This window comes from Chitinophaga rhizophila (assembly GCF_019492185.1).
GTDB classification, from domain to species: domain Bacteria; phylum Bacteroidota; class Bacteroidia; order Chitinophagales; family Chitinophagaceae; genus Chitinophaga; species Chitinophaga rhizophila.
The window spans coordinates 973,038-999,767 of sequence record NZ_JAICCF010000003.1; the positions used below are offsets into that span (position 1 = coordinate 973,038).

The 26,730-nt window shown below is 42.7% G+C and carries 26 protein-coding genes; 11 read left to right on the forward strand and 15 right to left on the reverse strand.

Annotated features, from left to right (window positions below; translation table 11 throughout):
- Positions 1-27: 27 nt before the first annotated feature.
- On the forward strand, positions 28-1,494 hold the full coding sequence (locus tag K1Y79_RS18510; RefSeq protein ID WP_220251647.1) for a sigma-54-dependent transcriptional regulator: 1,467 nt from the start codon (positions 28-30) through the stop codon (positions 1,492-1,494).
- Positions 1,495-1,613: 119 nt separating this feature from the next.
- Positions 1,614-2,096 carry a low affinity iron permease family protein gene (locus tag K1Y79_RS18515; protein ID WP_220251648.1) on the forward strand — a complete coding sequence of 161 codons (483 nt, stop codon included), beginning with the start codon at positions 1,614-1,616 and terminating at the stop codon, positions 2,094-2,096.
- A 92-nt stretch (positions 2,097-2,188) separates the two neighbouring features.
- On the opposite strand, the gene K1Y79_RS18520 is transcribed toward K1Y79_RS18515, so the two are convergent.
- Genes K1Y79_RS18520 through K1Y79_RS18530 form a run of 3 tightly spaced genes read right to left on the reverse strand, consistent with a single transcriptional unit; the run spans position 2,189 to position 5,462 of the window.
- Complete coding sequence (locus K1Y79_RS18520) at positions 2,189-3,622, reverse strand: hybrid sensor histidine kinase/response regulator (RefSeq protein WP_220251649.1); 1,434 nt, start codon at positions 3,620-3,622, stop codon at positions 2,189-2,191.
- A 3-nt stretch (positions 3,623-3,625) separates the two neighbouring features.
- Positions 3,626-4,081, reverse strand: a complete 456-nt coding sequence (locus K1Y79_RS18525) for a response regulator (RefSeq protein ID WP_220251650.1) — start codon at positions 4,079-4,081, stop codon at positions 3,626-3,628.
- On the reverse strand, positions 4,074-5,462 hold the full coding sequence (locus K1Y79_RS18530; RefSeq protein WP_220251651.1) for a sensor histidine kinase: 1,389 nt from the start codon (positions 5,460-5,462) through the stop codon (positions 4,074-4,076). The genes K1Y79_RS18525 and K1Y79_RS18530 overlap by 8 nt, the downstream gene beginning before the upstream one ends.
- A 451-nt stretch (positions 5,463-5,913) precedes the next feature.
- Between K1Y79_RS18530 and K1Y79_RS18535 the strand changes: the two genes are divergently transcribed.
- From K1Y79_RS18535 to K1Y79_RS18550, 4 genes are all read left to right on the forward strand, one after another.
- Positions 5,914-6,270, forward strand: a complete 357-nt coding sequence (locus K1Y79_RS18535; protein WP_220251652.1) for a hypothetical protein — start codon at positions 5,914-5,916, stop codon at positions 6,268-6,270.
- A gap of 31 nt (positions 6,271-6,301) precedes the next feature.
- A complete protein-coding gene (locus K1Y79_RS18540) occupies positions 6,302-6,955 on the forward strand; it encodes a YciE/YciF ferroxidase family protein (RefSeq protein WP_220251653.1) in 654 nt (217 codons plus the stop codon).
- Positions 6,956-7,029: 74 nt separating this feature from the next.
- On the forward strand, positions 7,030-7,896 hold the full coding sequence (locus K1Y79_RS18545; protein WP_220251654.1) for an SDR family oxidoreductase: 867 nt from the start codon (positions 7,030-7,032) through the stop codon (positions 7,894-7,896).
- Between the two features lie 19 nt (positions 7,897-7,915).
- Positions 7,916-8,989 (forward strand): DNA topoisomerase IB, encoded by a 1,074-nt coding sequence (locus K1Y79_RS18550; protein WP_220251655.1) that lies wholly within the window; start codon positions 7,916-7,918, stop codon positions 8,987-8,989.
- Between the two features lie 167 nt (positions 8,990-9,156).
- On the opposite strand, the gene K1Y79_RS18555 is transcribed toward K1Y79_RS18550, so the two are convergent.
- Complete coding sequence (locus K1Y79_RS18555; protein WP_220251656.1) at positions 9,157-9,504, reverse strand: hypothetical protein; 348 nt, start codon at positions 9,502-9,504, stop codon at positions 9,157-9,159.
- Positions 9,505-9,597: 93 nt separating this feature from the next.
- Between K1Y79_RS18555 and ku the strand changes: the two genes are divergently transcribed.
- Genes ku through K1Y79_RS18570 form a run of 3 tightly spaced genes read left to right on the forward strand, consistent with a single transcriptional unit; the run spans position 9,598 to position 13,475 of the window.
- A complete protein-coding gene (gene ku / locus K1Y79_RS18560; protein ID WP_220251657.1) occupies positions 9,598-10,380 on the forward strand; it encodes a non-homologous end joining protein Ku in 783 nt (260 codons plus the stop codon).
- Positions 10,377-12,980, forward strand: a complete 2,604-nt coding sequence (gene ligD / locus K1Y79_RS18565; RefSeq protein ID WP_220251658.1) for a DNA ligase D — start codon at positions 10,377-10,379, stop codon at positions 12,978-12,980. The genes ku and ligD overlap by 4 nt, the downstream gene beginning before the upstream one ends.
- Before the next feature lie 54 nt (positions 12,981-13,034).
- Complete coding sequence (locus tag K1Y79_RS18570; protein ID WP_220251659.1) at positions 13,035-13,475, forward strand: hypothetical protein; 441 nt, start codon at positions 13,035-13,037, stop codon at positions 13,473-13,475.
- 4 nt (positions 13,476-13,479) lie between these two features.
- Here K1Y79_RS18570 and chrA read toward each other — a convergent pair whose 3' ends face one another.
- The gene (gene chrA, locus K1Y79_RS18575) at positions 13,480-14,634 is read right to left on the reverse strand and encodes a chromate efflux transporter (protein ID WP_236059694.1); all 1,155 of its coding nucleotides are present in this window, start codon (positions 14,632-14,634) and stop codon (positions 13,480-13,482) included.
- A 259-nt stretch (positions 14,635-14,893) separates the two neighbouring features.
- Between chrA and K1Y79_RS18580 the strand changes: the two genes are divergently transcribed.
- Positions 14,894-15,934, forward strand: coding sequence for an alpha/beta hydrolase (locus K1Y79_RS18580; RefSeq protein WP_220251661.1), 1,041 nt, complete (start codon positions 14,894-14,896; stop codon positions 15,932-15,934).
- 66 nt (positions 15,935-16,000) lie between these two features.
- On the opposite strand, the gene K1Y79_RS18585 is transcribed toward K1Y79_RS18580, so the two are convergent.
- From K1Y79_RS18585 to asnS, 3 genes are all read right to left on the reverse strand, one after another.
- Positions 16,001-16,957, reverse strand: a complete 957-nt coding sequence (locus K1Y79_RS18585; RefSeq protein WP_220251662.1) for an isopenicillin N synthase family dioxygenase — start codon at positions 16,955-16,957, stop codon at positions 16,001-16,003.
- A gap of 152 nt (positions 16,958-17,109) precedes the next feature.
- Positions 17,110-17,643: an ExbD/TolR family protein gene (locus tag K1Y79_RS18590; RefSeq protein WP_220251663.1), complete on the reverse strand. Its 534-nt coding sequence runs from the start codon at positions 17,641-17,643 to the stop codon at positions 17,110-17,112.
- Between the two features lie 214 nt (positions 17,644-17,857).
- A complete protein-coding gene (gene asnS, locus K1Y79_RS18595; protein ID WP_220251664.1) occupies positions 17,858-19,297 on the reverse strand; it encodes an asparagine--tRNA ligase in 1,440 nt (479 codons plus the stop codon).
- A 477-nt stretch (positions 19,298-19,774) separates the two neighbouring features.
- Between asnS and rho the strand changes: the two genes are divergently transcribed.
- A complete protein-coding gene (rho, locus tag K1Y79_RS18600) occupies positions 19,775-21,487 on the forward strand; it encodes a transcription termination factor Rho (RefSeq protein WP_220251994.1) in 1,713 nt (570 codons plus the stop codon).
- 83 nt (positions 21,488-21,570) lie between these two features.
- Here the strand turns inward: rho and K1Y79_RS18605 are convergent, their stop codons facing one another.
- The 7 genes from K1Y79_RS18605 to trmB form a co-directional block, all read right to left on the reverse strand.
- Entirely contained in the window at positions 21,571-22,326 is a 756-nt protein-coding gene (locus tag K1Y79_RS18605; RefSeq protein WP_220251665.1) for a LytR/AlgR family response regulator transcription factor, read from the reverse strand.
- Positions 22,327-22,347: 21 nt separating this feature from the next.
- Positions 22,348-24,432 carry a histidine kinase gene (locus K1Y79_RS18610; protein ID WP_220251666.1) on the reverse strand — a complete coding sequence of 695 codons (2,085 nt, stop codon included), beginning with the start codon at positions 24,430-24,432 and terminating at the stop codon, positions 22,348-22,350.
- A 17-nt stretch (positions 24,433-24,449) separates the two neighbouring features.
- Positions 24,450-24,680 carry a 4a-hydroxytetrahydrobiopterin dehydratase gene (locus K1Y79_RS18615; protein WP_220251667.1) on the reverse strand — a complete coding sequence of 77 codons (231 nt, stop codon included), beginning with the start codon at positions 24,678-24,680 and terminating at the stop codon, positions 24,450-24,452.
- A 73-nt stretch (positions 24,681-24,753) separates the two neighbouring features.
- A complete protein-coding gene (locus K1Y79_RS18620; RefSeq protein WP_220251668.1) occupies positions 24,754-25,197 on the reverse strand; it encodes an IPExxxVDY family protein in 444 nt (147 codons plus the stop codon).
- A 31-nt stretch (positions 25,198-25,228) separates the two neighbouring features.
- Positions 25,229-25,630 carry an MGMT family protein gene (locus K1Y79_RS18625; RefSeq protein WP_220251669.1) on the reverse strand — a complete coding sequence of 134 codons (402 nt, stop codon included), beginning with the start codon at positions 25,628-25,630 and terminating at the stop codon, positions 25,229-25,231.
- Positions 25,560-25,760, reverse strand: a complete 201-nt coding sequence (locus tag K1Y79_RS18630; protein WP_220251670.1) for a DUF5522 domain-containing protein — start codon at positions 25,758-25,760, stop codon at positions 25,560-25,562. Before K1Y79_RS18630 ends, K1Y79_RS18625 begins: the two co-directional genes overlap by 71 nt.
- Positions 25,732-26,439, reverse strand: coding sequence for a tRNA (guanosine(46)-N7)-methyltransferase TrmB (gene trmB / locus K1Y79_RS18635; RefSeq protein ID WP_220251671.1), 708 nt, complete (start codon positions 26,437-26,439; stop codon positions 25,732-25,734). Before trmB ends, K1Y79_RS18630 begins: the two co-directional genes overlap by 29 nt.
- Between the last annotated feature and the right edge of the window lie 291 nt (positions 26,440-26,730).

Sequence of the window (26,730 nt, forward strand, 5' to 3'; positions counted from 1 at the left end):
TGTTGTCTAACACCACATATAAATATTATGAGAAATATTCTGATAATTGACGATGAGATCAATATTTGTACGTTACTGAGCAAGTTTTTAGGTAAACATGGCTTCAAGGTAGATACTACCATGAGTGGTGCGACTGCCCTGAAGATGATGAAAGAAAAAACTTTTGACCTGGTGTTATGCGACTACCGGTTAAAAGATACTGATGGTGCACAGTTACTGCAGGATATACTGCTGATCAACCCGCGTACTATTGTTATCATCATCACTGGGTACACAGATGTTAGAGTAGCTGTTGATATGGTGAAGAACGGAGCTTACGATTATCTGTCAAAACCGCTTTATCCGGATGAAATATTGAACCTGGTACACAAAGCATTTGCACACATGGATGCAGAACGTGAGCGTGAATCGTCCATGCCAATGCGCACTGTTACAGCAGCTCCTGCTGCCAATGGTGCAATACAGGCTGCTGATGATGGTGCAGATGGGGAAATGCTTGACAAAAACCACAAATACGTTTACGGTGAGAGTAACGGAGCTAAGGAGCTGTTCCGCCAGATAAAACTGGTGGCACCAACCGATTATAGTGTCATCATCTTCGGAGAGACAGGTACCGGTAAGGAGTCCGTGGCTCATCTCATTCATCAGCATAGCAAAAGACACAATCAGCCCTTTGTAGCCTTGGACTGTGGTAGCCTTTCTAAAGAACTGGCAGCAAGTGAACTGTTTGGCCATGAAAAAGGTGCGTTTACAGGCGCTATTAATACGAAAATTGGTGCTTTTGAACAGGCCCATGGCGGTACCCTTTTTCTTGACGAGGTTGCTAACCTTTCTTATGATATACAAGTGGCATTGCTACGTGTAATTCAAGAAAAGGTAATCCGCAGGGTAGGTAACCTGAAAGAAATTCCAATTGACGTACGTATCATAGTAGCATCTAACGAGAAACTTTCCGAATCTGTATCCAAAGGTCGTTTCCGTGAGGATCTATTCCACAGGTTTAATGAATTTACTATCTACATTCCACCATTACGAGAAAGAGTAGAGGATTTACCGCTCTTTATCAATGCGTTCATGCGCCAGGTGGAAAGAGAGTTGCAGAAAAATTGTGGTAAAATCACCAATGAGGTATGGGAGTGCTTCAACCGCTATAACTGGCCTGGTAACATCCGTGAACTTAAAAACGTTATTCGCCGTGCATGCCTCCTTACTCCGGAACATGAAGACATCACATTGTCTACATTACCACTGGAAATGAAAGAGTCATTCGCGCAACAACCATATGAGGAAGATCATCAGGTTAACATGTCAGGTGAACTGATCTCTATCACAAACGAAAACGATCTTAAAACAGTTGCATTGCAGGCTGAGTACAATAAAATAATTAACGTACTCAAAGAAGTGAAGTATAATAAGACGAAAGCAGCGCAACTGCTTAACATTGACCGTAAGACCTTATACAACAAGTTAAGGTTACTTAACATCAATTATTAGCGATATCAATATAATGTTTGTTTAATATTCAATCAGAATGGGCTTGTTTTCTAACAGGCCCTTTTTCATTCTACACGGTATGTTATTTGCACTTTTAAGGAAATATAAAATCGTGCATTATGGCTTCCCACAATAACTCTCACCAATCAGCAAAAGATGAAAAGAAAGGTGCGAATTTCTTTGAGCGGTTCGCAAGTAGAGTAGCACAGGCAACAGGATCTGCCTGGGCATTCTTTGTCGCAATGCTTGCAATTATTGTTTGGGCAGTAACGGGGCCCATTTTTCATTACTCAGACACGTGGCAGCTTGTAATTAATACAGGTACAACGATTATTACCTTCTTAATGGTATTTGTGATTCAGAAATCACAAAATAAAGACTCCAAATCTGTACAATTGAAACTTAACGAATTGATCGCAGCTAATAAACTGGCCAGCAATCGCCTCATTGTAGTGGAAGATTTGTCGGAAAACGAATTAGATACCCTCCATAATTACTATTGCAGATTGGCAGAAGAGACAAAGAAAAGAATGGACATGAAAGAGTCTCACTCTGTAGAAGAGGCCATTGAAAATACTGAGGAAAAAATGAAAGAAGTATGATAAAAAAATAGTCATCTTTAAAGATTCCAGTACTGAAACATGGAATACATTAAGATGACTATTTAATAGTTTGATACTATGCCTGACTACATTTAGTTGGTAGGCAATACAATCGTAAATACACTTCCTTCCCCAATCTCACTTTCGACGTGTACAGTGCCCTTGTGATTCATAATAATATTCTGTGTGCTGGTTAATCCCAGACCTGTCCCCTTAGGTTTGTTCGTAAAGAACGGATCAAACAATCTGCTTTTCGTTTCTTCAGGAATACCTGGGCCATTATCTCCAATGGTAATAATGGCTTTGTCGCGCTGTTTGGTTGTTTGTAATGTCAACAGTCCCTTACCCGGCGTCATCGCCTCAACTGCATTAATAATAATATTCAACAACGCAATTATCACCTTATCTTCATCCGCAGGAATCATTACATCCTGTTTCAGATAGTCTTTCTTCACATTAATCTCGTTGAGCTGCAAACGGTCCTGTGCCAAGGCAAGTGCTTTGTCTGTCAGCTCATTAACGCCGTGTGCATGAATATTTAGCTCTATCATTCTTGTGGAATGAAGCAACTCTGTGATCAGCTGGTTGATACGGGTACAGTTACGCTCAATTATATCGACGTATACCTGACTGTCTTCCATACTAACCGGCTCGCCTTTGAACTGACTCACGGCCAGCAGGATGTTTGTCAGTGGATTCCTAACTTCATGTGCAATTACACGGGCTATACGTCCTGTTACTACAAACTTTTGCTGTTGCTGCTTCTCCAGCTCCTCACGTTTCCGCTCAGTAATATCCTGAACTACGCAAAGAAATATCTGTTCTGTCTCATCCAGCATGACCGCGCTGACCATTACGTCCAGCTTTTTGCCATGTTTTGTGACGAAGTTATATTCTGTTCGCAGGCTCGACTCATCTCCGCAGATGTGATCGAAAAAATGTTTGCACTGATCTTCCTGAAAAAATAGCTGTTTCAGATTTAACTCCAGCATCTCTTCTTTGCTGTACTGCAATGTTCTGATGGCTGAAGGATTGGCGTCAATTACATTTTTGTCACAATCGGCAAGGATGATAAGGTCATGTGCTTTTTCAAATACGCCGAAGTATTTCTTCTCATTTTCCTCGATAATCCGCAGATGGCGCGCCTCATCCAAGGCATAACGAATTGACCTTTCCAGCAGGTCGGCGCTGATCTCGCCTTTTACCAGATAATCGGAGGCTCCTGCCTGCATGGCTTCCTTATCTATTGTATAGTCGCCCTTACCGGTCAGCATGATAACTGGAGCTTTGTAGTCCAGTTGCTGAAAATGGTGCAGAATGTCTATACCTGTATAAGGCCCCAACCGGTAATCTGCCAGGTAGATATCATGTATCTTTCTGTCAATTTCTTCTACCGCTTTGGAGTAAGTAGGGGCCCAGTCCAGCTGGTACTGCCCTGGTGAGATGTCCTGTAACAACTGGCTGACAAGGTAAAAATCGTCCTCATCATCGTCGATCATCAATATGTGTACGGGTTGATCTGTCATTCTCTAAACATTTGGCAGTTCTGCTATTTCGAACCAATATTGTCCTAATACGCGGGTAAATTCCACGAGGTCCGAATAGGTCACTGGTTTTATGATAAAGCTGTTTACACCCAGCTCATAACTTTTAACAATATCTTTTTCTTCCATGGAAGTAGTTAATATGATAACAGGGATACTCTTATAAACGTTATCTGCCTTTAATTCGCGTAATGCTTCTCTTCCATCTTTTTTAGGCATGTTCAGGTCCAGCAATATAATTTGTGGAAATGGGTGTAGCGTTTCATCCGCATAGTGCCCCTCTCGGTTGAGGTAACGCAGCAGTTCTTCGCCGTTTTCCACAAAGTTGATGTGGTGCTGTGTACTGTTCTCATCAAAAGCTGCCTGGATCAGCTCTCTGTCATCAGCATCATCATCAGCAATAAGGATGCTAATTTTTCCGGCAGTTTTAATTTTATTCATTGTAGAGGGTTTGTGTTAGTGGTAATTCGATTATAAACGTGGCCCCTTTGCCTGGTGATCCCAAAGCGGTTATGTGTCCGTGGTGGCTATCAACGATTTTTTTGCAAATAGCCAGGCCGATGCCGGTACCGGAATATTCGCTCATGCCGTGCAATCTTTGGAATAATAAAAAGATGCGTTCGGCATATGCCGGGTCAAAACCTATACCATTATCTTCTACATAGATCCGACACTGACTGTTCTCTTGTTCCGATCTGATGTTGATCACCAGCTGCCGCTCCGGATGTGCAAATTTAATGGCATTAGCAATGATATTCTGGAATAACTGATGAAAGGAAGTAGGATTACCCTCTATAACCGGTACTGGTGAAATGTTGACTAGTGCTTTTTTCTCCTGTAAACTTACCTCCAGATCCCCAATTACGTCTTGGAGTAATTGCGTCATCTCAACTTTGGCAATGTTCTCAGGAGCGATCCGTCCGGCTCTTGAGAACAACAGCAGGTCATTGATTAGTACCCGCATCCTTCCGACAGCGCCTACCATTCTAACAATAAGATCGGCCGCTTCGGGTGGTAGCTGATCTCCATATTTCGTCTGTAGGCGGTCACTAAAAGTTGAAATCTTTCTTAAAGGTTCCTGCAGGTCGTGCGAGGCTACATAGGCAAATTGCTCAAGTTCCTCGTTAGATTTGTTCAATAACTTAATATTTTGTTGCAGGTCGTGCTGGTATGACTTAAGCCGGGATTCTATATGTAGCTGCAGCCGGAACTCCCGGGTAAGTGTCACATATGAGTAGATTCCTATTAATATAGCCATCAGTGAAGATATGAAGATAACAGGAATCCAAATGGCAGAGAAAAACTCCTGTAGCCGCGATTTTTGGTGCAGTTTGGCATTTTCAATCCGCAACATGTCCTGTACTTTCACATCTATCCGATCCATCCATTTTTCTCCCTCCTGCACGACAGAGGTGTCTGTTTGCTGGTTTGACAACCTGACTTCACCAGAGATCAGCTGCTGATATTTCTTTTCCAACAGCTTTTTTAAGGTATCCAGGTGCAATTGCTGCCGCTTACTGTCAGCAGTAATTCGGCGCAGCAGCATATATTCTTCTTCTATTTTAACACTACGCTCATGCATGGTGGGGCGCAGAAATGTAGTATCATGGGTAAGCTTATAGCCTCTTAGCGCTGATTCCGCATCTTTCAGTTGTTTGGTGATCACTTCCAGACTTTTGGAAATCTCTATTGTCTGATTCATCCAGCGGGCATTGTCCAGCAACGTCTTGGTCACAAGAAAGGAGCATATCGATGCGACAATGATCACAGTAAATGCGACAAAGAATCCCAATCTGATCTTCTTTTGTACAGGTATATGCATTTTTCCCGTTGATTGTGGTAGCTTTCTAATTTACGTCAAATACGTGAAAATCGTTTGTCCTCAACACGACCTTTGTCTCAGGAAGAGAAGAACGTATATCCAGTAATTTGTCACCATATGTATACAAATATTGTGCTATGTATCTTTTCAAGGACTAATTAACGCCTATACTACTATCCATCAATTTCCACATTGTGAAATGCATATTCTACAGGCTTTGCAGTCGTGGCTGCTGAAGTGCTTCATATATACTTTACAGTAGGGTAGGAATGCCTGTAATCCTCTGCAGTAGAGGGTTATAAAGGAAAATGAAATAGGGTGAAATAAGCCAAATATGGTACAGGGCGGGCACTGGAATGAACTTTGTCTTTTTACCTTACAGAATACGTTGAAAAACATCAGGATACAACTGCGCACAGTAAAACGAATCGTTCACCCAAAAATAATTCATATGCAATACTATCATACGGTAATGGCGGGAAGTCCGAACCCGACACCAAATCCGGGAGGGGTGCCTGAAAAACAGCCCATTCCACAGGAAGAGCCGCCAAAGCCTAATAACCCGGAAATAACGCCTCCTCCTCCGCCACAAGGTCCGCCACCTTCTGTGCCTAACGAGATCCCGGATCATGATATTAAACGTTCACCACCTGATCCGAAAGCTGAAAATGAAAGGATGGAACTCGTAGCAGAACAGGATAGGGAAGATGTACAGGAAAGATCTCCTAATCTATACCCAGATAGTACGATTATGGAGACAGGACATAGCTACGATGAAGAGGATGCGAAAGTAATCCCGGAAGAATAAACTTGTTAATCACTATTAAACTCCAAATAAAATGGCAACAAAAACCCAAACTAAGTCTAAAACAACCAGCCAGTCAAGAACTGCTGGTAGAAGTTCAGCCGGCAGCAAATCTGCAGCTGGATCTCGTACTGCTCCAAAATCCTCAGGATCTTCCCGCGCAAAGAGCAGTAAGAGTAAGAGTGAAGATATGCCAAACTCCAAGTTTCATGAACTGTTTGTTGACCAGCTGAAAGATATCTACTGGGCCGAAAAGAACCTTGTTAAGGCTTTAGGTAAAATGCAGAAGGCTGCAACTTCAGAGGAATTGGCAGATGCAATTGCTACCCACCAGGAACAAACCCGTGGACAGGTAAGCAGGATCGAGCAGGTATTTGAGTCCATCGGACAGACCGCAAAGGCCAAAAAATGCCCTGCAATGGAAGGACTCATCGCTGAGGGACAGGAAGTAATTGAAGATACTGAAGAAGATAGCGCAGTACGCGATGCAGGTCTGATCATCTGCTGTCAGAAAATTGAGCACTATGAAATTGCCTCATATGGTAGCCTGCGTACGCTGGCAGCCAGAATGGGACATGAAGAAGCTGTTCAATTGTTAGAACAGACTCTGAATGAAGAAAAAGAAACAGACGTATTACTCACACAGTTGGCTGAGTCATCTGTAAATGAAGAAGCAGCAGCTGAGTAGTATATGAACTCATAATGAGAACCCTAAGGCCTCTGCATGAAAGCATGCATGAGGCCTTTCTTAAATCAAAACTTATGCAGCAATCAGAAGAAAAGAAGCCGTTAAGGCCGGAACAGGAACAGCAGCGCCAACCGGGACTGGAAACGGAAATGGATCCAAAACCAGTGTTTGAAAGAAAAGAAGGACCGGTTGGTAAATTAATGGACAGAGTAGCTATCATTACTGGTGGTGATAGTGGTATCGGACGTGCAGTGGCTATTGCATTCGCCCGGGAAGGCGCGGATGTGGTTATCGGTTATTTTGATGAACATGAAGATGCAGCGCTGACGCAGAAGCATGTAGAAGAATATGGCCGTAAAGCAGTATTGGTTCCTGGAGACCTCACTGATGAGAAACACAGCGCTGAACTGGTAAACAAAGCAATTGACACTTTTGGCCGTTTGGACATTGTTGTTAACAACGCGGCTGTACAGTATCCACAAAAAAGTCTGGAAGATATCACAGCAGAACAGCTGCAAAAGACTTTCGCAACAAATATTTTTGCTCAGTTCTACCTGTCGAAGGCTGCCTTGCCTCACCTGAAAGAAGGGGCTTCTATTATTAATACAACCTCTGTTACCGCTTATAGGGGCAGTAGTCATCTATTAGACTATTCAAGTACAAAAGGTGCTATTGTCAGCTTCACCCGCTCTTTGTCTGCGTCTCTTGCAGAAAAGAAAATACGTGTAAATGCGGTTGCTCCAGGCCCGATATGGACACCCCTGATTCCTGCAACATTTGACGCTGAACAGGTTAAAACTTTCGGATCAGATGTACCATTGAAACGTGCTGGTGAGCCGGTGGAGGTAGCTAGCTGTTATGTGTTTCTCGCTAGTGATGATGGTAGCTATATGACCGGGCAGGTGTTGCATCCGAATGGCGGTGAAGTGGTAAATGGTTAGTTTTTAAAAACTTAAAACTATGGATTTACTTGCTGAAGCAATGGCTACTGCCAAAGCTGTCAAATTACGTTATGTGAAGTCAGGAACCAAAGGGTTCAGTAGAGAGAAAACTAAAGGCGGCTTTCAGTACCGTGATCAGCATGGAGATGTGATAAAGGATGAAGAGGTGCTAAAGAGAATCCGTGGACTGGTACTGCCTCCTGCCTGGGAAGACGTATGGATCTCTCCGTATGCAAACGCCCATTTGCAGGCAACTGGTATTGATGCCGCTGGCAGAAGGCAGTACCGTTACCACTCCACCTGGGCTAAAGTACGTAATGAAACTAAGTACGACCGCCTGCTACATTTTGGGGAGAAACTACCGCAGCTACGTGAGCATATCACAGCTGCTTTACGTAAAAGAACTCTTGATAAAGAGAAGGTTACAGCAATAGCGCTCAGCGTGATGCAAGAGACCTTGATTAGGGTAGGAAATATATCTTACGAGAAGCTATATGGCTCTTATGGATTGACTACCCTGCATTCACAGCATGTGAAAATTGACGGCAATACTGCGTTTTTCAAGTTTAAAGGTAAAAAGGGCGTTATGCATAAAATAACGCTCAAACATGCTCAATTAGCCAAGCTGTTATATAAAGTAAGAGAGATTCCAGGACAGGAACTATTTCAATATTACGAGGGAGATGATCATAAAAGTCTGGATTCAGGAGATATCAATGAATATCTGAAGCTGTGGACGGGCGATGACTTTACCTGTAAAGACTTCCGCACCTGGTCTGGTACTGTAAATGCGCTGAACCTGCTGGCTGATCTTACGCCATTTGCTTCTGCCCATGAATGCAAGCAAAACCTGGTTAATATCATTGATAGTGTAGCGGGAAAGCTTGGGAATACCAGGGCAGTCTGCAAGAAATATTACATCCATCCTAAGATACTTGAGGCATATGAGCAATGTGAATTGGAGCCTTACCTGGAACAACTCAGGGCCGGTAGGATGAGCGCCTCAGAAGATGGGTTACGCAATGACGAAAAGGTACTGCTGAAATTCATGAAAGAGCAGAAAAAGCATGTCATTGAAAAAATAAAGAAGTAAGCCTTTGGCTGGCGTACTATAATAGGAAAGGGTGTATTGATGATCAATACACCCTTTCCTATTTTGAGATAATAAATTGTCTTAGCTGTTGATTCGCTACAGTCTTCTATACGTTTGGTCTAAGTACAATCATTCGTGGTTCTTCAGTGATCTGCTACGTAAGCTAACTACGCGAAAATCAACTGGTCGTCCCTGTCTTCTACCGGGATTTTCTGGATAAATTCATCAAATCCGGATTCTTCGTGAGTACTATATGTTCCGTAGGCATCCAACACATAACCAATTTCTCCTTCCTTATCTTCAATAAGGTATAATACGGACATATCTCCCGGATCAGATTCTCCTTCAAACCGGTAGGTTTTAATGATCTTCAATTCATCAGGATTGTAGATCTTTTGCTTTTCCTTATTCTGCATTCTGCCATGATCACTCATCTTCAACTCGTGGTCAAGGCCTTTATCGTGCAATTTTTGCATCACCCGGCTAAGGGTGGTCATTTCGCCTGGCTTTTCCATAAACAAAGGTTTTTGTTACTGGTTAAAATCCAAAACACGTGCCATGGCATACCGTTTGGTTTTCACTATATATCACTACTAAATTATTTTTTTATGAGAGCTGTTTGGTCAGGAACAATCGGTTTTGGGTTAGTAAATATACCCATCAAATTGTATAGCGCTGTACAGGATAGCAGGCTGAACCTGGATATGCTGGACCGTAAAGATCACGCCCATATTAAATACAAAAGGGTGAATGAAGATACAGGTAAAGAAGTGCCATGGGACCAGATTGTAAAGGGATATTTATACAATGATGAATACATCATTCTGGAAGATGAAGACTTTCAGGAAGCAAGTCCCGAAAAGAGTAAAATGATTACTATTGAGTCATTCGTAGGGCTGGCTGAAATTGACGACATCTATTTCGAGACTCCCTACTACATTGAACCCGATAAAGCTGGTGTAAAAGCATATGAATTACTGCTAAAAACATTACAGAAAACAGGTAAGGCTGGTCTGGGGCGTTTTGTACTCAGAACGAGTGAACATCTGGCCATTATACGTCCACGGGAAGATTACCTCATGTTGCAACAATTAAGATTTGAACAGGAGATCCGTTCACCGGAAGAGTTGTCCTTGCCATCTGCGGCTAAGCTGACCAAAAAAGAGCTTGATATGGCTGTGCAGCTAGTAGAGAGCTATACTACTGAATTTGACATCAGTCAGTTTAAAGATACTTATCATGAAGACCTCATGAAAATAATCAAGGCTAAAGCTACCGGCAAGCGTCGTACTGTCAAGAAAATGAAAGTAGTACATACTAAAAGCAGTGACCTGTTCAGTCAGCTGAAAGCGAGTCTTAACAGTGGCAGTAATAAAAAGCGTGCATCATGAGCAGCCTGAAATCATACGACCAGAAACGTAATTTTAAACAGACGGCTGAGCCTAAAGGTGATAAACGCAAAACTGCAGGTAAAGAACATATCTTCGTTATACAGCGACATCACGCGTCGCGCCTGCACTATGATTTCCGCCTGGAAGTAGATGGTGTCCTGAAAAGCTGGGCCGTACCCAAAGGTCCATCCATGAATCCTGCAGATAAGCGACTCGCCATGCAGGTAGAAGACCACCCTTATGATTATAAAGACTTTGAAGGCGTAATTCCAGAAGGGAATTATGGAGCCGGCTTCGTCTATGTATGGGACAAGGGTAAATACGAACTACTTCATCAGGATGGGAGGAGCTTTGATAAAGAAGCAGATAAGGAGATACGTGAGGGTAACCTCAAAATACGTTTGAAGGGTCGAAAAGTTAAAGGTGAGTTTGCCCTGGTTAAAATGAAAAACTCTGATGAGAATGCATGGCTGCTGCTCAAACATAAAGACGACTATGCTGTAAAGGAAGCTTATGATAGTGAAAATTACACCCCTCAGCGTATAAAGGATAAGGGAGTCAGAGAAAAGGAGAAAATGAAAGGGGCTGGCAAAAAGAAAAGCCGTGAGGTAAAACGTGAGACAAAAACAGCAAAGGATAAGTCCGCACCAGTAAAGAAAAATTCCAGAAGCTCAAAGGCACAACGTGAATTATTCACTCCAATGATGGCTACACTGGTTGACGCGCCTTTTAGCCGTGATGGATGGATATTTGAAACTAAATGGGATGGATACAGGGCGATTGCTGATGTGCAAAAGGGGAAAGTGGAACTATATTCACGTAATCACCTGCCTTTTAATGATGATTATCCGGACATTGTGACTGCGCTGAAAGAATTTGAACATAATGTTGTTCTGGATGGCGAAATTGTTATTCTCAAAAAGGACGGATCTTCAGACTTTCAATCCCTGCAGAACTATAAAAATTCAGCTGCTGGTAATCTTGTTTATGTAGTTTTTGACATGCTGGAACTGGATGGTCAGGATCTTAAAGCGCTACCGCTCATTCAGCGTAAGGAACTACTGAAAGATGTCATCTTGCAATTGAATAACAAGGCCATCCTTTATTCAGACCATGTGCAGAATAATAGTGACAAAATTTATACTAAGGCAAAACAGAAGGGATGGGAAGGCATTATAGCAAAAGAAGCAGATAGTCTTTACGCAGAAGGGCGTAGATCTATGTCGTGGCTGAAAATTAAGATTGTTGACGAGCAGGAAGCTGTAATATGTGGCTATACCGAACCAAAGGGTAGCAGAAAGAAAATAGGCTCGCTGGTGCTTGGCCTTTACGATGAAAATAAGGAATTGACATATGTAGGTAACTGTGGGGGCGGACTTGATGGAACTCTTATAGATGAACTGTATCAAAAGATGCAGCCACTTAAACAGAAGGCTTCCCCGTTTAAGAACAAAGTGAAAACAAACACGCCTGTCACCTGGGTTAAGCCTCAGTTGGTGTGTCAGGTAAAGTTTGCATCCTGGACAACTGACAAACGTCTCAGGCAACCAGTATTTCTCGGTTTAAGAAAAGATAAACCTGCCACAGAAGTATATCAGGAAGTAGCAAAGTCTGCCAAAGCTGCTACAAAAGCAGTATCCAAATCTGCTTCCGTTGCAAAGCCTAAGCGCGATAAAGATCCTCTGGTAACATTGAATGGCAAAAAAGTACAGCTAACTAATCAGCACAAATTATACTGGCCAGACGAGAAAATTACTAAAGGTGATCTTTTGGATTACTACATGGATATGGCAGATTACGTTTTGCCCTATCTGAAAGACAGACCTTTGAGCCTGCATCGCTTTCCTAACGGTATTAAAGACCCTGGTTTTTATCAAAAGGATGTAGATATTGAGGCAGCTCCTGATTGGGTAAAAACAATCTCTCTTCACGCTGCTTCAGCATCGAGGGATGTGGACTACCTGGTGTGTAATAATGCCGCTACATTAGCTTACATGGCAAATCTGGGCTGTATTGAGATGAATCCATGGTTATCGCGTATTCAGAAACTAGATAACCCGGATTTTCTTGTATTGGATCTTGACCCAGAGAATATTGCTTTCAAATATGTTGTTCAGACTGCACTTGCTATCAAAGAGCTGCTGGATCAACTTGATGTTAAAGCCTTCTGTAAAACCTCAGGTGCTTCCGGATTACATATATATGTTCCTACGGGTGGTAAGTACAACTATGAAACTTGCCGCTTATTTGCAGAGTATGTAGCGAAACAGGTACAACAAGAACTACCGGATATTACTAGTGTAATCCGTACTAAATCAAAGCGTAATAAGAAAGTATATATTGATTACATGCAGAACAGCAAAGGACAAACCATTGCTTCGCCTTACTCCGTACGTCCAAAACCAGGGGCTACAGTATCTGCGCCACTACGCTGGGAGGAATTGACAGACGATCTCGCTATCAGTGATTTTACTATTGGCAATATGGCCGAGAGAGTACAAAAGCTAGGTGATCTATGGGAAGGAATCAGTAAGACAAAGAATGATCTGCGCAAAGCTATTGACAAGATCGAAGCCCTGGCACAGTCGGATGTGGAATAATAATTGTCTTATAATGGCTAACAGTTAATTTTTGGACCCTAAAAATGAACCGTTATGCAAACAGCAAATCATCATCATTATGTGAACCTGGCTCCTGTATATGGAATCATAATATCCGTGGTTTCCGTAGTATTTACCATCATTTTCTACTTTACAAATATGTCTGGTAACCTGTGGACAGGCTACTTCGGTAATCTGCTGATGTTCCTGGGTGTTTTGTTCTCAGTTATCCATTATAACAGCCAGCATCATGAAAAGACCTCTTCACTAGCTCTATTTGCGATGGGTTTCCGTACTACAATGTGGGCAATAGTGATCATTTCCTTTTTTACAATCATTATGCACTTTATCGCCTCTTCGCAAACAGACAATCCTAATTTCTGGATATACCTGGCCGGTAATGTGTTCTTCACAAATGGCGTTTTAGGATTACTGGCCGCTGCACTGGCGGCTATGGTGTTTAAGAAGAATCAGAAATCGACCAGGCCGCAATAAAGGCCTACATTAACCAGCCTAGCAACAGGCAGGCTAATACTATAAATGGAGATGGTACACGGGACGTGAAGAGTATAGATAATGTACCCACGGTAATTGCAATATTGTACCAGGTATGTGGGATGGCCAGGAATAAGATAATCGTGGCTGCCCACATAATTCCAACCACTGTAGCATTAATCCCTTCTAATGCACGGTAGATAACTACGTATTTCTTCAGGTTATGCCAGATCGGGAAAAAGAATAATACAAGCAATAAGCTGGGCAGGAAAATAGCAACCGGTGCCAATACACATCCTAATAACTGGTAGCCCGGTCCCAGACTGTGCATCACCATTCCTCCCACATAAGCTGTTATTGAGAATGTAGGTCCTGGTAATGCCCGCATAATGCCTGCTCCTGTCAATAGCTCCTCCGCGTTCATAAACTGCGTTTTTTCACGCGATACATACTGTTCGAGCATCATAGCTATCAATATATCTCCTCCTCCAAATACCAGGCTACCAAAACGATAGAAGTTCTCGAACAGGTTAAACGGGCGGCGGGTGATCCAGTCATGTGTACGCGCAAGCTCTGACAGAAATCCAGCCAGTATAAACAGGGTAGCAAATAGCCAGATATTTGTCCAACGAATCTTTTTGGGCTTATCCTGGAAGTCAGGAATGCGCTTATCACTGAAATTAGATACAATGCCTCCCAGTATGATCAGACAAGGGAATGTCCACGGAGATTTAAAGAAATAGGCTGTCAGTAAAGACACGACCATGATAACAGCTGTTGCCAGATTACGAATACTGATACGGAATGCCCGCATACTTCCATAGATCAAGAAACCAACCGCCATCGGTTGTACGTATTTAAATATATCTGTATGAAGGACTTTCTGGTCAAAATACTGCAACAGAAAACTTAATGACCCCATCAATATACATGCTGGGGCTATCCATATAAACAGTGTGGCTATTGCCAGTGTAATACCGCCACGTTTATAACCAATAAGGGTAAGTGTCTGAGAGGAAGAAGCGCCGGGTAGCAACTGGCAGAATGCATTGTATTCCATCAATTCCTTTTCTGTCACATCCCTTCGTTGGTGCACAAATGTCTTCAACATCATCGCCAGATGGCCCTGAGGTCCACCATATGCTGTGATGCTGTGCATAAAAACAGCCCTAAGAAAAGGAATATGACGAAGAAACACGGTTAGTTATGGTTTCGGCTGCCCGAATTTCAATAATTTCCAGACAATAACAAACAATAATGCGACAAACTGTTGATTTTCTTCGGTTAGTGCCATTAGCGGCAGGCATAATACTTGATATAGTTCCTGTATACTTTGCAGGATATTAAATACCTCCCACCTTCTATCTGATACCCTGTTATTGACTGGTAATGAATATCTTAATTATAGAAACAGTATTATGAAGCGATTCCTCGTACTCCTATGCATAACATTCTCACTGAGCGCCCAGGCCCAGTTATCGTTTTACAATAGCGATGCTTATTGGGCCAATTTCTGCTTTCAGTCAGATTGTGTAAAACCTGATTTGTCAGATACTTGCCTGGTTTTCGTAAGCAACCGGCATTTTTATAAGGATAGCCTGCGTTTCGTAGATGAATATGTAGATACTGCCGGGTTAAAATACTTTTTCCTCCAGAAAAGAGCAGGGAAGTGGAATGTATATCAGACGCCTACATTGGCAGACGCTATGCATATGTTGCCTGAAAAAAGAGATATCGTTGTATATGCGGAGGGAATGGGTAAAATCTTTACTACTAATGTCGAAAGGGGCCTATTAATGAGATCTCAGTATAATGTGAATGTGGTTATGTTCGACTACGCCAGTATTAATACTACTTATAGGCCGGCCCGTAATTTCAAGTTTGCCCGAAACAATGCAAAGTTATCTGCCCCGCATTACTTCAAATTACTGCGTATCATACAGCAGGCGCGTAGGGAACAGGAAGACTGGATGCAACAAGTAAAGGTTTCTACATTTTATCATAGTATGGGCAATATTATTCTGATGGAAATGATGAAAGGTGAAGATTATAAGCAATTAAATGAGGAGCCTTTTATAGAGAATGTTGTGATCAATGCTGCCTGTGTACCATCTAAAGGACATAAAGAATGGGTGGAAAATATCGGTTTTGCCAATAAGATATACATTCATTACAACAGGGCCGACTGGCAATTGAAAGGCGCACATCTGCTTACAATGACCCCGCAGCTGGGAGAGAAGCAGAAGGGTATGCTGGCAGAAAATGCTAACTATATCAACTTCAGAGATCAGGTAGGCAGTCAGCATAGTTACTTTCTCAACTTTCCACAAAATGAATATCGTATGACCAGTGAAATGAGAGCTTACTTTAGTCAGTTATTTACTGGTAATGTCGCTGTACTGGAAGAGGAAAAGACCCTGGCTAAAAAGCAGGTCAATAGTGTAGGTGCTGTTAATTAGTAGTAGTTTGAACCCATATAAGAAAGAAAAAACGCTCCGGTAATGGAGCGTTTTTCTTTTTGATAATTATTTCTTCAGTCCTATCTCTCTCAGCCTTTCATCCAGATATTCACCAGCTGTAATAGGTTCATATGCCAGCGGATTACTGGATGTTATACAGCTATCAAGTGCGTTCAGCGGCATCTCTGATTTAGGATGCAGGAAGAACGGTATAGAGTACCGGCTGGTATGCCACATATCCCGCGGAGGATTAACCACCCGGTGTGTTGTGGATTTCAGACGGTTATTTGTCAATCTTTGCAGCATATCGCCAACATTCACAACGATCTGTTCAGGCAATGATGTTACAGGTACCCAGTTACCTTGCTTGTCCAGTATCTGTAATCCATCTGCGGATGCACCTACCAGCAGGGTGATCAGGTTGATATCTTCATGCTGTTCTGCACGGATAGCTGAAGATGGCTCTTCCGTAATAGGCGGATAATGTATCGCTCTCAGGATAGAATTGCCGTTATGAATAAATTGATCAAAGTATTGTTCATCCAGTCCCAGGTATATTGCAATAGCCTGTAACAATGCTTTGCCGGATTTTTCAAAAGCCCGGTATGCATCAAAAAATGTCGGTGTAAATGCCGGTATCTCTTTCACTACAACATTCGGCGGATATTCATCACCAATAGGATCTTTGTCTTCTACTGTTTGTCCAAACTGAAAAAATTCTTTCAGATCGGGTGCATCGTATCCTTTTGCATGCTCTTTACCAAAAGAGGTATAACCACGCTGTCCCGCCAGTTCAGGTATCTCGTAAGACCGTTTGATTTCAGGTGGAAGTGTGAAGAACAGTTGTACATACTTGTACAATTTAGCAATCAAATCATCAGATATACCATGATTTTTTACCGCTACAAAGCCAACTTCTTCGTAAGCTTTTCCAAGCTTTTCAACGAAGGCTGCTTTACTTGCGGCGTCGCCCGAGGTAAAGGCGGCGAGGTCCACAACCGGAATGGAATGAGTTATTTCCATAGTATTGATTTTTACTAAAGATAAATAGTAATTGGGAATTAGGGATTAGGGTCTGGTAAAAAAGAAAAGTCTGACATCATACAGTCAGACTTTCTCTGCGGTCCGGATTGCTAACTAACACAACCGCAATATCATTGGAAAAGATGGGTGTATTATCGATTTAAGAATGATTGGTCTTCCGGTGTAATGTCTACTACGGCATATCGTTGCACATGGTTGATGAGCATTTCATCCATGATATCCACTACATTTTTGTAATTAGCATTCTTATCTGCTTTTATCAATACCATCAGATCATCTGCTTGATGGCGCTCTATTACCTGCGCACGTTTATTAATTATAACGTCGCGTATGCCATGATTATTAGCAAATGATGATTGTCTTACTACAGGTGGATGTTCAGGATCATTGCCCATGCCTTCGTAGTAGCTTACCTTGTTATCAGCGCCTAACAGAATAGTTAATGACTTGCTGTCAGCCAGTAGGGTTGGATGTTCTTTATCTTCAGCAGGCATTAACAGGTCTGTTGTTCTATGCTTAAACATTGTGGTAGTCAGCATGAAAAAGGTGATGAGCAGGAAGCCCAGATCAACCATAGGTGTCATATCAACACGGGTGCTTAATTTCTTTGAACGGGTGCCTCTTTTACAACCGCGCTCAGAGCTATTGGTATTCATTTCAGCCATAGCAAATGATTTTTCGGTAAGGAAATAGAATGACTGAAAGCGCTTTCATAGATAAAGATGCAGGGCGGTTAAAATTCCATACAGTAACTCAGATTATTGAAAAAGAGAAAGGTCTGACTCGAAGGAGTCAGACCTTATAATTTAAGTCTTATATACACACAGTATGCTGTGTAGTTCTTTAGTGCAGATGAAGGGCATTAAGCCCACTTCCTTCTTAGAACTCCGCGTTTTTCGGTGTTCTTGGGAAAGGAATTACGTCTCTGATATTACCCATACCAGAAACAAACAATACCAGTCTTTCAAAGCCCAGACCGAAGCCAGCATGTGGTGCAGATCCAAAGCGGCGTGTATCCAGGTACCAGCTCATTTCTTCTACTGGCAGGTGCATTTCCTCCATACGGGCAACCAGCTTATTGTAGTTTTCCTCACGTTGTGAGCCGCCTACTATCTCACCGATACCAGGGAATAGAATATCCATTGCTCTAACAGTTTTGCCGTCTTCGTTCTGCTTCATGTAGAACGCTTTGATAGCTTTAGGATAGTCAGTCAGGATAACTGGTTTCTTGAAGTGTTTTTCTACCAGATAGCGTTCGTGTTCACTCTGCAGGTCAGCACCCCACTCTTCTATCAGGTAGGAGAATTTCTTGTTTTTGTTAGGCTTGCTGTTCTTCAGAATGTCGATAGCTTCGGTATATGTAATACGTACAAACTCGTTATTGAGTACAAACTCCAGCTTCTCTATCAGACCCATTTCGCTACGTTCCTGCTGAGGTTTCTGTTTTTCCTCTTCCTGCAGGCGTTGTGCCAGAAATTCAAGGTCTTCCCTGTTATTTTCCAGTGCGTAGCCAATAACGTATTTGATAAAGGCTTCTGCCAGGTTCATATTGTCATCGAGGTCATAGAATGCCATTTCTGGTTCGATCATCCAAAATTCAGCCAGGTGACGGGCGGTATTAGAGTTTTCTGCACGGAAGGTTGGACCAAAGGTGTAGATATCACCAAAGGCCATTGCACCAAGTTCACCTTCCAGCTGGCCGGATACGGTCAGATTGGTAGCGCGGCCAAAGAAATCTTCTTTATAATCAATTTCACCACTTTCAGTCAGTGGAGGATTCTTGATGTCGAAAGAGGTCACATGGAACATTTCACCAGCGCCTTCTGCGTCAGATGCTGTGATAATAGGCGTGTGCAGATATACAAACCCCTTTTCGTTGAAGAACTTGTGTACTGCAAAAGCCAGTGCATGGCGCAGACGGAAAATAGCGCCAAACGTGTTGGTACGGAAACGCAGGTGAGCTATCTCACGCAGGTATTCCAGACTTGGACGGTTTTTGAGCTGAAGCGGATATTTCTCCGGATCACAATCTCCCAGTATTTCAAGTTCAACTGCTTTCAATTCTACGCGCTGGCCTTTACCCAGGGAAGGAATTACCTGCCCCGATACGCTGATAGCAGCCCCGGTTGTAAGGCGTTTTATCAGTTCCGGGGTTACAGATTCTGCGTCCAGTACTACCTGGAGATTATTATTGGTAGAGCCATCGTTCAAAGCTATAAACTGATTGTTACGGAAAGACCGTATCCAACCCTTAACCACTACGTTGTAGTCTGTTTTTTCGTCCTGCAGTATCTGCTTGACTTTTACTCTTTGGCTCATATAGATATATATTTTAGGATTGCAAATTTAAGTGATAGTAAGCATTCTGCATAGGATATTAGGCCTCATCCCACGACCCGAACCAAATAAAATGTTAAATTAATTACAGCCCAATGCCAGGCGGTTTGGCAGGAATGTTGATGGAGATTCCCGAACCAATACCATAGACAGGCTGTGGGACAGGGTTTTCCAGGGGGGTAGAACGCACGGAAGCTTATCTGGCTGCTGTTGTAACAGGTTGGAGCAGTGCTTTTTTTTTGGATAATAGCGAAACTTGTTTTAATCTTGCGTTACAAACCTGCCTGATAAAGTTCTAAATTTCCATCTTCGTCGGCAGTCCTAAACTCAACATTCCCTATCAGATTTAATAACCAGATTAAATTTATTGGACTCAAAAAACAATTATTTGTAATTGGTGTATGTTGGTATGTAGTGGTACCCACCTCACAACACTTTTAAATTTGACAACACACGATGATGTACGACATCTTACAATTGAACGACATGCTCGTTCCTGAGCTGCTTGACATTGCAGAGAAACTGGATGTGCCAAACGCCAAAAAACTGAGCAAACAGGATCTTATCTATAAAATACTCGATAAGCAGGCAGTAATGGCCTCTGAAGGTAACCCGGCAAATGGTGAAGAGAAAAAAACACGTAAACGTAAGACAAAGAAGGAAGAAGAAGCTGAAGAAATACCTGTAGCAGAGACTACATCTGCAGATGAAAAACCTAAACGTGGCAGAAAACCAGCTGCTAACGGCGCCAAAACCAAAGACACCGAATTGGACGAACCAAAGAAACAGGAAACCAAACCTAAAAAGAACTTCGATATAGATCTTGACATCCCCTCTCTTACATTCGATGATGATGATGATGTGATCATTCCGCAATTCACTGAGGATATTGAGGAAGAAGAGGAAGAAGTTGTCACTCCCGCTCCACTCGCTGCTGAAGCAGATGAGGAAGAAGAAGAGGATGAAGAGGATGATTTTGTAATGCCGGAAGAGCCGGTACTGGCGCAGAAACAGCGTCCCGCTTCAAATAAGAAAGAACCTGCTTTTAATATAGAATTTGATGGTATAATTATCAGTGAAGGCGTACTCGAAATGATGCCCGATGGCTACGGTTTCCTGCGCTCTTCCGACTATAACTACCTCAGTTCACCAGATGATATCTACGTATCTCCTTCACAGATCAAATTATTCGGACTGAAAACCGGCGACACCGTCAAGGGTTCCGTACGTCCCCCTAAAGAAGGTGAGAAATACTTCGCACTGCTGAAAGTAGAAACTATCAATGGTAAGTCTCCTGAAGAAGTACGTGACCGCGTACCTTTCGACTATCTGACTCCATTGTTCCCTTTTGAGAAATTACGCCTTACTACTACTTCAAATAACTACTCAACACGTATCATGGACCTCTTTACTCCAATAGGTAAAGGTCAGCGTGGTTTGATCGTGGCGCAACCTAAAGTGGGTAAAACCATGTTGCTGAAAGAAGTAGCTAACGCAATCGCTACAAACCATCCTGAAGTATACCTCATGGTAGTACTGATCGATGAGCGTCCGGAAGAGGTAACTGATATGGAACGTAGTGTTAAAGCAGAAGTTATCGCTTCTACTTTCGACGAACCGGCAGAAAAACACGTAAAAGTATCCGCTATCGCTTTGCAGAAAGCAAAACGCCTGGTAGAATGCGGCCATGACGTTGTTATCCTCCTCGATTCCATCACCCGTCTCGCCCGTGCACATAATACCGTTGCTCCGGCTTCCGGTAAAGTACTGAGTGGTGGTGTGGAAGCTAACGCAATGCAGAAACCAAAACAATTCTTCGGCGCTGCCCGTAAAATTGAAAACGGTGGCTCCCTGACTATACTCGCTACTGCACTGATAGATACAGGTTCTAAAATGGATGAGGTAATCTTTGAAGAATTTAAAGGTACCGGTAACATGGAATTACAACTTGACCGTAAACTGGCTAACAGACGTATCTTCCCTGCTATCGACGTATCAGCATCTTCTACCCGCCGTGATGACCTGCTGCTGGAAAAAGATATCCTGAAACGTATACATATCCTGCGTAATCACCTCGCAGACATGAATACAGAGGAATCAATGCACTTTATGCTTCAACACATGAGAGGTACCAAGAACAATGAAGAGTTCCTGATCTCCATGAATGGATAAAAAGACAAAAAGGGCTGACAATCGTCAGCCCTTTTTATTTAATATCGTTAATCAGTAACCCTACTACTCTTACTCACTAATACTCACTTATACTGCTTCCAGTGGCTGATCAGCTCCTTTCTCCTTCTATCCGCAACCTCCAGCCGTTCCCCATTCTTAAGCACCACTCTTCCTCCATCGCCTTCAATGCCATTAATCTGGGACAATTGTACCATCTGATGATTATTAATCTGATAGAATCTTAAAGTGCTGAACAGATCTGTGTAATACCTGAATGACCTTTCCGCTATAATCTGCTGCTGATCAGATAAATGAATGATACATTTCTCAGCAGATGCCTCCAGATAGCTAACTGTATGCAGCCCGATGATCTTATCTTCATGTTGTGTAACAGGAATTACCATGTCCATGTTGATATTGCGGCCGTTATTAAAGTTTTCAAGCAGCACCCGGTAACGCGTTGTGCTTGCATTAGCACGTATGCGATCCGTAATTTTAGCCACTGCATTCATTAGACTTTCCCTGTCAATAGGCTTGAGAATAATTTCTACTTCACTGAAACGAATAGTATGCAGGAACTTCTTCTCAAATGCAGTTACGAATACTGCCTCAAAAGGAGCTACTTCCCTGGTGCCCAATAATACATCAAAGCCGGTGCCGTCAGGCATTTCAAGGTCAAGAAATACCAGTTGCGGCTGATGCTCCTGTATAGTAGCAATACCATCTGCACAGTCTGAGGCCGTTGCCGCCACCTGTACATCCGGACAGTATTTTTCCAGCATCAGTGATATGATGTCCCGGCTGTTGCGCTCATCGTCAATTATAACCGCCTTTATCATGATGTTACATCTTGTAATGGACTAAAGTTGGGGGATCAGAATCCTTACAATAGTGCCGCTTTCTGAATTATTGTTTTCTGATTTGTCTATGATGTCAATATGGATCCCTGTATTGTACATCTTATTCAGCAGCTCCGCCCGGTTAAAGCTGATCTCCATACCAGAAGACTGATGATGTTTGGGTAGTGTACGTAAGGTCCGGGACCGTATAATGCCAATACCATTGTCTTCTATCAGGCATTCCAGCATGTCAGGGGCTATCTGGTTAAACTGTATCAGCAATTTACCAATGGGGTAGTTACTGTTTGTCATACCATACTTGACTGCATTTTCCACATAGGGTTGCAGTAACATGGCAGGTACTTCCAGTTCTGATGTGGCGATAACGGGATCAACATAAATTTCATACTCCATCTTATGCTCAAATCGCATCTTCTCTAACCCAAGATAAGTATTCAGATAGGCAATTTCATCTGAAAGTGAAATAAAATTCCGCCGGGAGAAATCCAGTGTTTTCCGTATCAGAAAGGAGAAATCTGACAAGTATTTCTGTGCATACTCAAAATCCCTTTGCATCACAAACAACTGAATGGAGTTCAGACAGTTGAAAATGAAATGCGGATTGATCTGAGCCCGGATCGCTTTTAGCTCTATTTCTGTCAGTTTCTTATCAAATTCCGTTTCCAGGTGTGCCTTCCGCTGTTCCTCCAGCTCCTGTTTCTTTCGTAATATCTCTGTCGTTTGCTCTTTAACCAGCTCTTCCAGCTGTTCATTGAGCTTGCGTTGCAGCTCTTTATTCTTATTTAATTGCTTGATAAGCAACTCTTGTGTACGTGTTCGCTCATGATGCACCAGCTTATTCCGGTAACTCAGGCCTGCCAGGAAAAACATAGATTGTAACAGTACGCCGGCTACAATAAGCAAGGACGGAGCAGAGATTTCTCCCAACGCATTGATCAGTCCCAGGGGCCTGATCAGCATAAGGAAGGAGCCAAAGCTGGCCATATAAAAGCATAATGAACCAAACAGGAAGAACCTTACCAACGGATGGTGACGGGACCGCCTGGCCAGTGCTATGAATACAACCAGGAACGGTAGGAGGGTGGAAATATAGACATAGCTATAGATCATTACCGGTACCTGGTATTGTTCCAGGGCAATGCAATAAAAGCAGATGATAATAATACCCCCGATAATCGCTGCTACGGATGTAAATAGCTTTTCCATGAACGGATACCGTTCCTGGAGATTAAGAAATGTATTGCCAAAAGCCAGGTACATCAGATAAAAGCAGAATAGCAATGCCGGTATATCCCAGTAATATTTCATCATCGGCCATCGGAAGAATACTGATAGCTGATAAGGCTGACTCTCCAGTCGTAATGTGAAAAAGAGGATCAATCCCAGCATGTATGCTGCAAAGTACATGTAGGATTTGTCAGGTAGCTGAATATAGTTGATGACTGCAATGGCGAGGCATACCAGCAACATGCCGAGTAAAACATGTATAAGAATGGTTTCTTTCCGGTAATATTCCAGTTGTGCATTACGGAATTGGCCGTATTGCAGGTCATTGAACAGTGTGGGCATCAGCCCGTTTTCATTGTAATACTTGTTGTTGATATGGAGGAAGTAGGTACGTTTGCTGCCGGGAGGAACGTTGACTTTAAAGCCATAATGTTCCCAACGCTGTACATTACTGCGATCCCGCATCAAGCCTGTATGCATGAGTAGCCGGAGCTGATGACTGGCACTGTCTTGTATGTACCAGCTCATATCATCATGCCAGCCGGCAAAGAGAGTAAGCGTGGAATCTTGTTGGCCTGTGTTGCTGACATGCAGTTTCATCCAGCAATTATTTCCTTTTCCAATATGTCTTTTTTCTGCATGGAACAGGTGATAGCTGTGAGTGAAAGATGCTGATGCCACCTGTTGCGGTGTTAATAATCCCCCTTTATCTACAAGGCTCAGTATATACGGGCGCAGGTCGATAGCAGCAGGCAGATCGTCAAAATCTGCTACCAATGTATCTTTTGCGGGTATGTCAGCCTTTGTAACAATGAAGCAACAGCACAACAACAGGAAAAGTAGATAGATACGGATCACTGCGTGTTTATAAAAATTTATAACAACCCATCGATGGCGTCTGCCAGTTTATGGTCTTTTTCGGTGATCACATCTCCCGCATCGTGTGTATTCAGGTATATTTCTACCTTGTTATAAACATTTGTCCAATTGGGGTGATGGTCCATCTTTTCAGCAATAAGGGCCACTTTTGTCATAAATGCAAACGCTTCTTTAAAATCCTTGAACTCAAAGGAACGATATAGCTGGTTGTTTTTTTCTTCCCACATAACAAAAGTCTTTTATCATGAATCAATGTCTTGTTCACGGGTGGATTCGGTGAAGGAAAGCCGGGGGCTCCGGTTAGAAGATGAGGTTCATCTTATTTTTAATGTCTCTAATATCCAATAAAGATACTAATTGTACAAGCTCTACGTGGCGTAAATATTCTATTAATTTTTTGATATCGGCGCGCTGGTAGAAGTCACCTTTGACCATCCACAGGTAGTCGATATTCTTTAGCTCAGGCAGCAGATACTCTGCCTGACAGTGGTTGTTATAAAAATAGTGAACAGATGACTTGATCGGCTCCTCAAACTCAAAAACGCTGAAATAGAACGCTCTGTTGTTTTTGGAGAGATTGATTTCCAATGAATTATTAATCCGGAAATCAAGGTGCATGTGTTTGTTGATCTGCCAGCAAAGTTGATAGTCACGAGCGGAGGAAACAATACCGATAACATGAGTAGATTCAAAGAAATCCTCCAGTAACTGATCCTGATCCAGCTTGAGCTTAAGTACTGACATATGAGAATTTGTAATATCCTGTTCAGTCTGACTATTTTCCTGCTTTAGGCTTTCCTGGTAACCAAAGTACATCGTTAAAGTTTAAAATCTTATCGTCTTTTATCTTAATTCCTTCCTGTTCCAACAGTTCCTGCATCAGTGTAGGGGTGGCAAATTGGTGTTTGGCACTGAGTAGTCCTACTCTGTTCACGACCCTGTGTGCGGGTACTTTAGGTTTAGCTTTTCCGGCATTATTGAGTGCCCAGCCAACCATGCGGGCAGAAAGACGGATACCGGCTGCTTCGGCAATGGCACCATAGGTCGTAACCCGGCCTCTGGGTACCAGCCTTACCAGTTCAAATACTCTGTCATAGAAAGATACGTCACTTTTCTTTGTTTCCGTCCTTTCTGTTGGCAAGGAGGGAAGTTCGTTTGGGTTCCGGTACTTTTTCATATGCGTATGGACAGTGTTTGCAGCCGTTTCCGCAGCAGTAACCCCGTTGCAGGTGATAATGTTCAGTGAATACCATGTATCCCTGTTCATTATAATAAAAATCAATCTTCTCCCTCAACGGTGGCTTCATCAGAAGGGAGTTTTATAGCACGCCAGTCAAGTGGTGTTTCCGGCAATCTGAATTTCAGATACCTGATAGTACGGCCATCTTCCAGGTGCATTCCTTCATAATAGGTACGTATCTGCAATAAAGGAGGCACTTCCGTCATAGCATAGATATCTGGGATATCTTCTATAAGGGTACAACCAGCTGCTGCAATCACTTCCTGTGTGAAAGCATATAATTGGGGAGAGTCAGTTTTCAGATTGATCGTACCGTCTTTTGCCAGCAGCGGTTGATAAAGCTGCAGGAATTTCGGGTGCGTCAAGCGCTTTTTAGACTTTGAATTACGGAGAAATGGATCAGGGAAGGTAATCCAGATCTCTGAAATTTCTCCGGGAGCAAAGTAATTCGCCAGTTTATCTATCTGGGTACGGAGAAAGCCTGCATTAGGAAGCGGTTCTTCCAATGCTGTTTTCGCCCCACGCCAGATGCGGTTGCCTTTCAGATCTACTCCAAGAAAGTTCTTTTCAGGGTAGCGGCGGGCCAGACCAAGTGTATAATCTCCTTTTCCACAAGCCAGCTCAAGCGTCAGCGGATGATCGTTTTTAAAGAATGTATGCCATTGACCCGGCATGCCTTCCGGATATATCAATACGTTCGGAAAGGTTTCAATTTCTGCAAAGCGTTGTAGTTTCTTTTGTCCCATCGATGCAAAAATAATGTTTTTCCCGTGCGGGTAAATTTAAACCGGCTGAATCCGTCGAAATAGCTGTCTCAGCATGTATGTCGCTGCATCAGGTGGTAAACAACCGGGTTATGTAATAACAGGTTGATAATCTGTAGGTAATGTTCAATGGATGGACGAACACTCCTGAAAACTGCTGTCCATTATAATATGCCTGTGCCATCGCCCGCCAATAATTTGCTGTTCATTATATGAAGTCATTCCAAGTGGTCCCGTTTAATGTTTCATATTATCGGGGTGTCAACAGGTCAT

Coding starts and splice junctions, on each gene's coding strand:
- K1Y79_RS18510 (WP_220251647.1), top strand. CDS start 28: ATGAGAAATATTCTGATAATTGACGATGAGATCAATATTTGTACGTTA.
- K1Y79_RS18515 (WP_220251648.1), top strand. CDS start 1,614: ATGGCTTCCCACAATAACTCTCACCAATCAGCAAAAGATGAAAAGAAA.
- K1Y79_RS18520 (WP_220251649.1), bottom strand. CDS start 3,622: ATGACAGATCAACCCGTACACATATTGATGATCGACGATGATGAGGAC.
- K1Y79_RS18525 (WP_220251650.1), bottom strand. CDS start 4,081: ATGAATAAAATTAAAACTGCCGGAAAAATTAGCATCCTTATTGCTGAT.
- K1Y79_RS18530 (WP_220251651.1), bottom strand. CDS start 5,462: ATGCATATACCTGTACAAAAGAAGATCAGATTGGGATTCTTTGTCGCA.
- K1Y79_RS18535 (WP_220251652.1), top strand. CDS start 5,914: ATGCAATACTATCATACGGTAATGGCGGGAAGTCCGAACCCGACACCA.
- K1Y79_RS18540 (WP_220251653.1), top strand. CDS start 6,302: ATGGCAACAAAAACCCAAACTAAGTCTAAAACAACCAGCCAGTCAAGA.
- K1Y79_RS18545 (WP_220251654.1), top strand. CDS start 7,030: ATGCAGCAATCAGAAGAAAAGAAGCCGTTAAGGCCGGAACAGGAACAG.
- K1Y79_RS18550 (WP_220251655.1), top strand. CDS start 7,916: ATGGATTTACTTGCTGAAGCAATGGCTACTGCCAAAGCTGTCAAATTA.
- K1Y79_RS18555 (WP_220251656.1), bottom strand. CDS start 9,504: ATGGAAAAGCCAGGCGAAATGACCACCCTTAGCCGGGTGATGCAAAAA.
- ku (WP_220251657.1), top strand. CDS start 9,598: ATGAGAGCTGTTTGGTCAGGAACAATCGGTTTTGGGTTAGTAAATATA.
- ligD (WP_220251658.1), top strand. CDS start 10,377: ATGAGCAGCCTGAAATCATACGACCAGAAACGTAATTTTAAACAGACG.
- K1Y79_RS18570 (WP_220251659.1), top strand. CDS start 13,035: ATGCAAACAGCAAATCATCATCATTATGTGAACCTGGCTCCTGTATAT.
- chrA (WP_236059694.1), bottom strand. CDS start 14,634: ATGCACAGCATCACAGCATATGGTGGACCTCAGGGCCATCTGGCGATG.
- K1Y79_RS18580 (WP_220251661.1), top strand. CDS start 14,894: ATGAAGCGATTCCTCGTACTCCTATGCATAACATTCTCACTGAGCGCC.
- K1Y79_RS18585 (WP_220251662.1), bottom strand. CDS start 16,957: ATGGAAATAACTCATTCCATTCCGGTTGTGGACCTCGCCGCCTTTACC.
- K1Y79_RS18590 (WP_220251663.1), bottom strand. CDS start 17,643: ATGGCTGAAATGAATACCAATAGCTCTGAGCGCGGTTGTAAAAGAGGC.
- asnS (WP_220251664.1), bottom strand. CDS start 19,297: ATGAGCCAAAGAGTAAAAGTCAAGCAGATACTGCAGGACGAAAAAACA.
- rho (WP_220251994.1), top strand. CDS start 19,775: ATGTACGACATCTTACAATTGAACGACATGCTCGTTCCTGAGCTGCTT.
- K1Y79_RS18605 (WP_220251665.1), bottom strand. CDS start 22,326: ATGATAAAGGCGGTTATAATTGACGATGAGCGCAACAGCCGGGACATC.
- K1Y79_RS18615 (WP_220251667.1), bottom strand. CDS start 24,680: ATGTGGGAAGAAAAAAACAACCAGCTATATCGTTCCTTTGAGTTCAAG.
- K1Y79_RS18620 (WP_220251668.1), bottom strand. CDS start 25,197: ATGTCAGTACTTAAGCTCAAGCTGGATCAGGATCAGTTACTGGAGGAT.
- K1Y79_RS18625 (WP_220251669.1), bottom strand. CDS start 25,630: ATGAAAAAGTACCGGAACCCAAACGAACTTCCCTCCTTGCCAACAGAA.
- K1Y79_RS18630 (WP_220251670.1), bottom strand. CDS start 25,760: ATGAAGCCACCGTTGAGGGAGAAGATTGATTTTTATTATAATGAACAG.
- trmB (WP_220251671.1), bottom strand. CDS start 26,439: ATGGGACAAAAGAAACTACAACGCTTTGCAGAAATTGAAACCTTTCCG.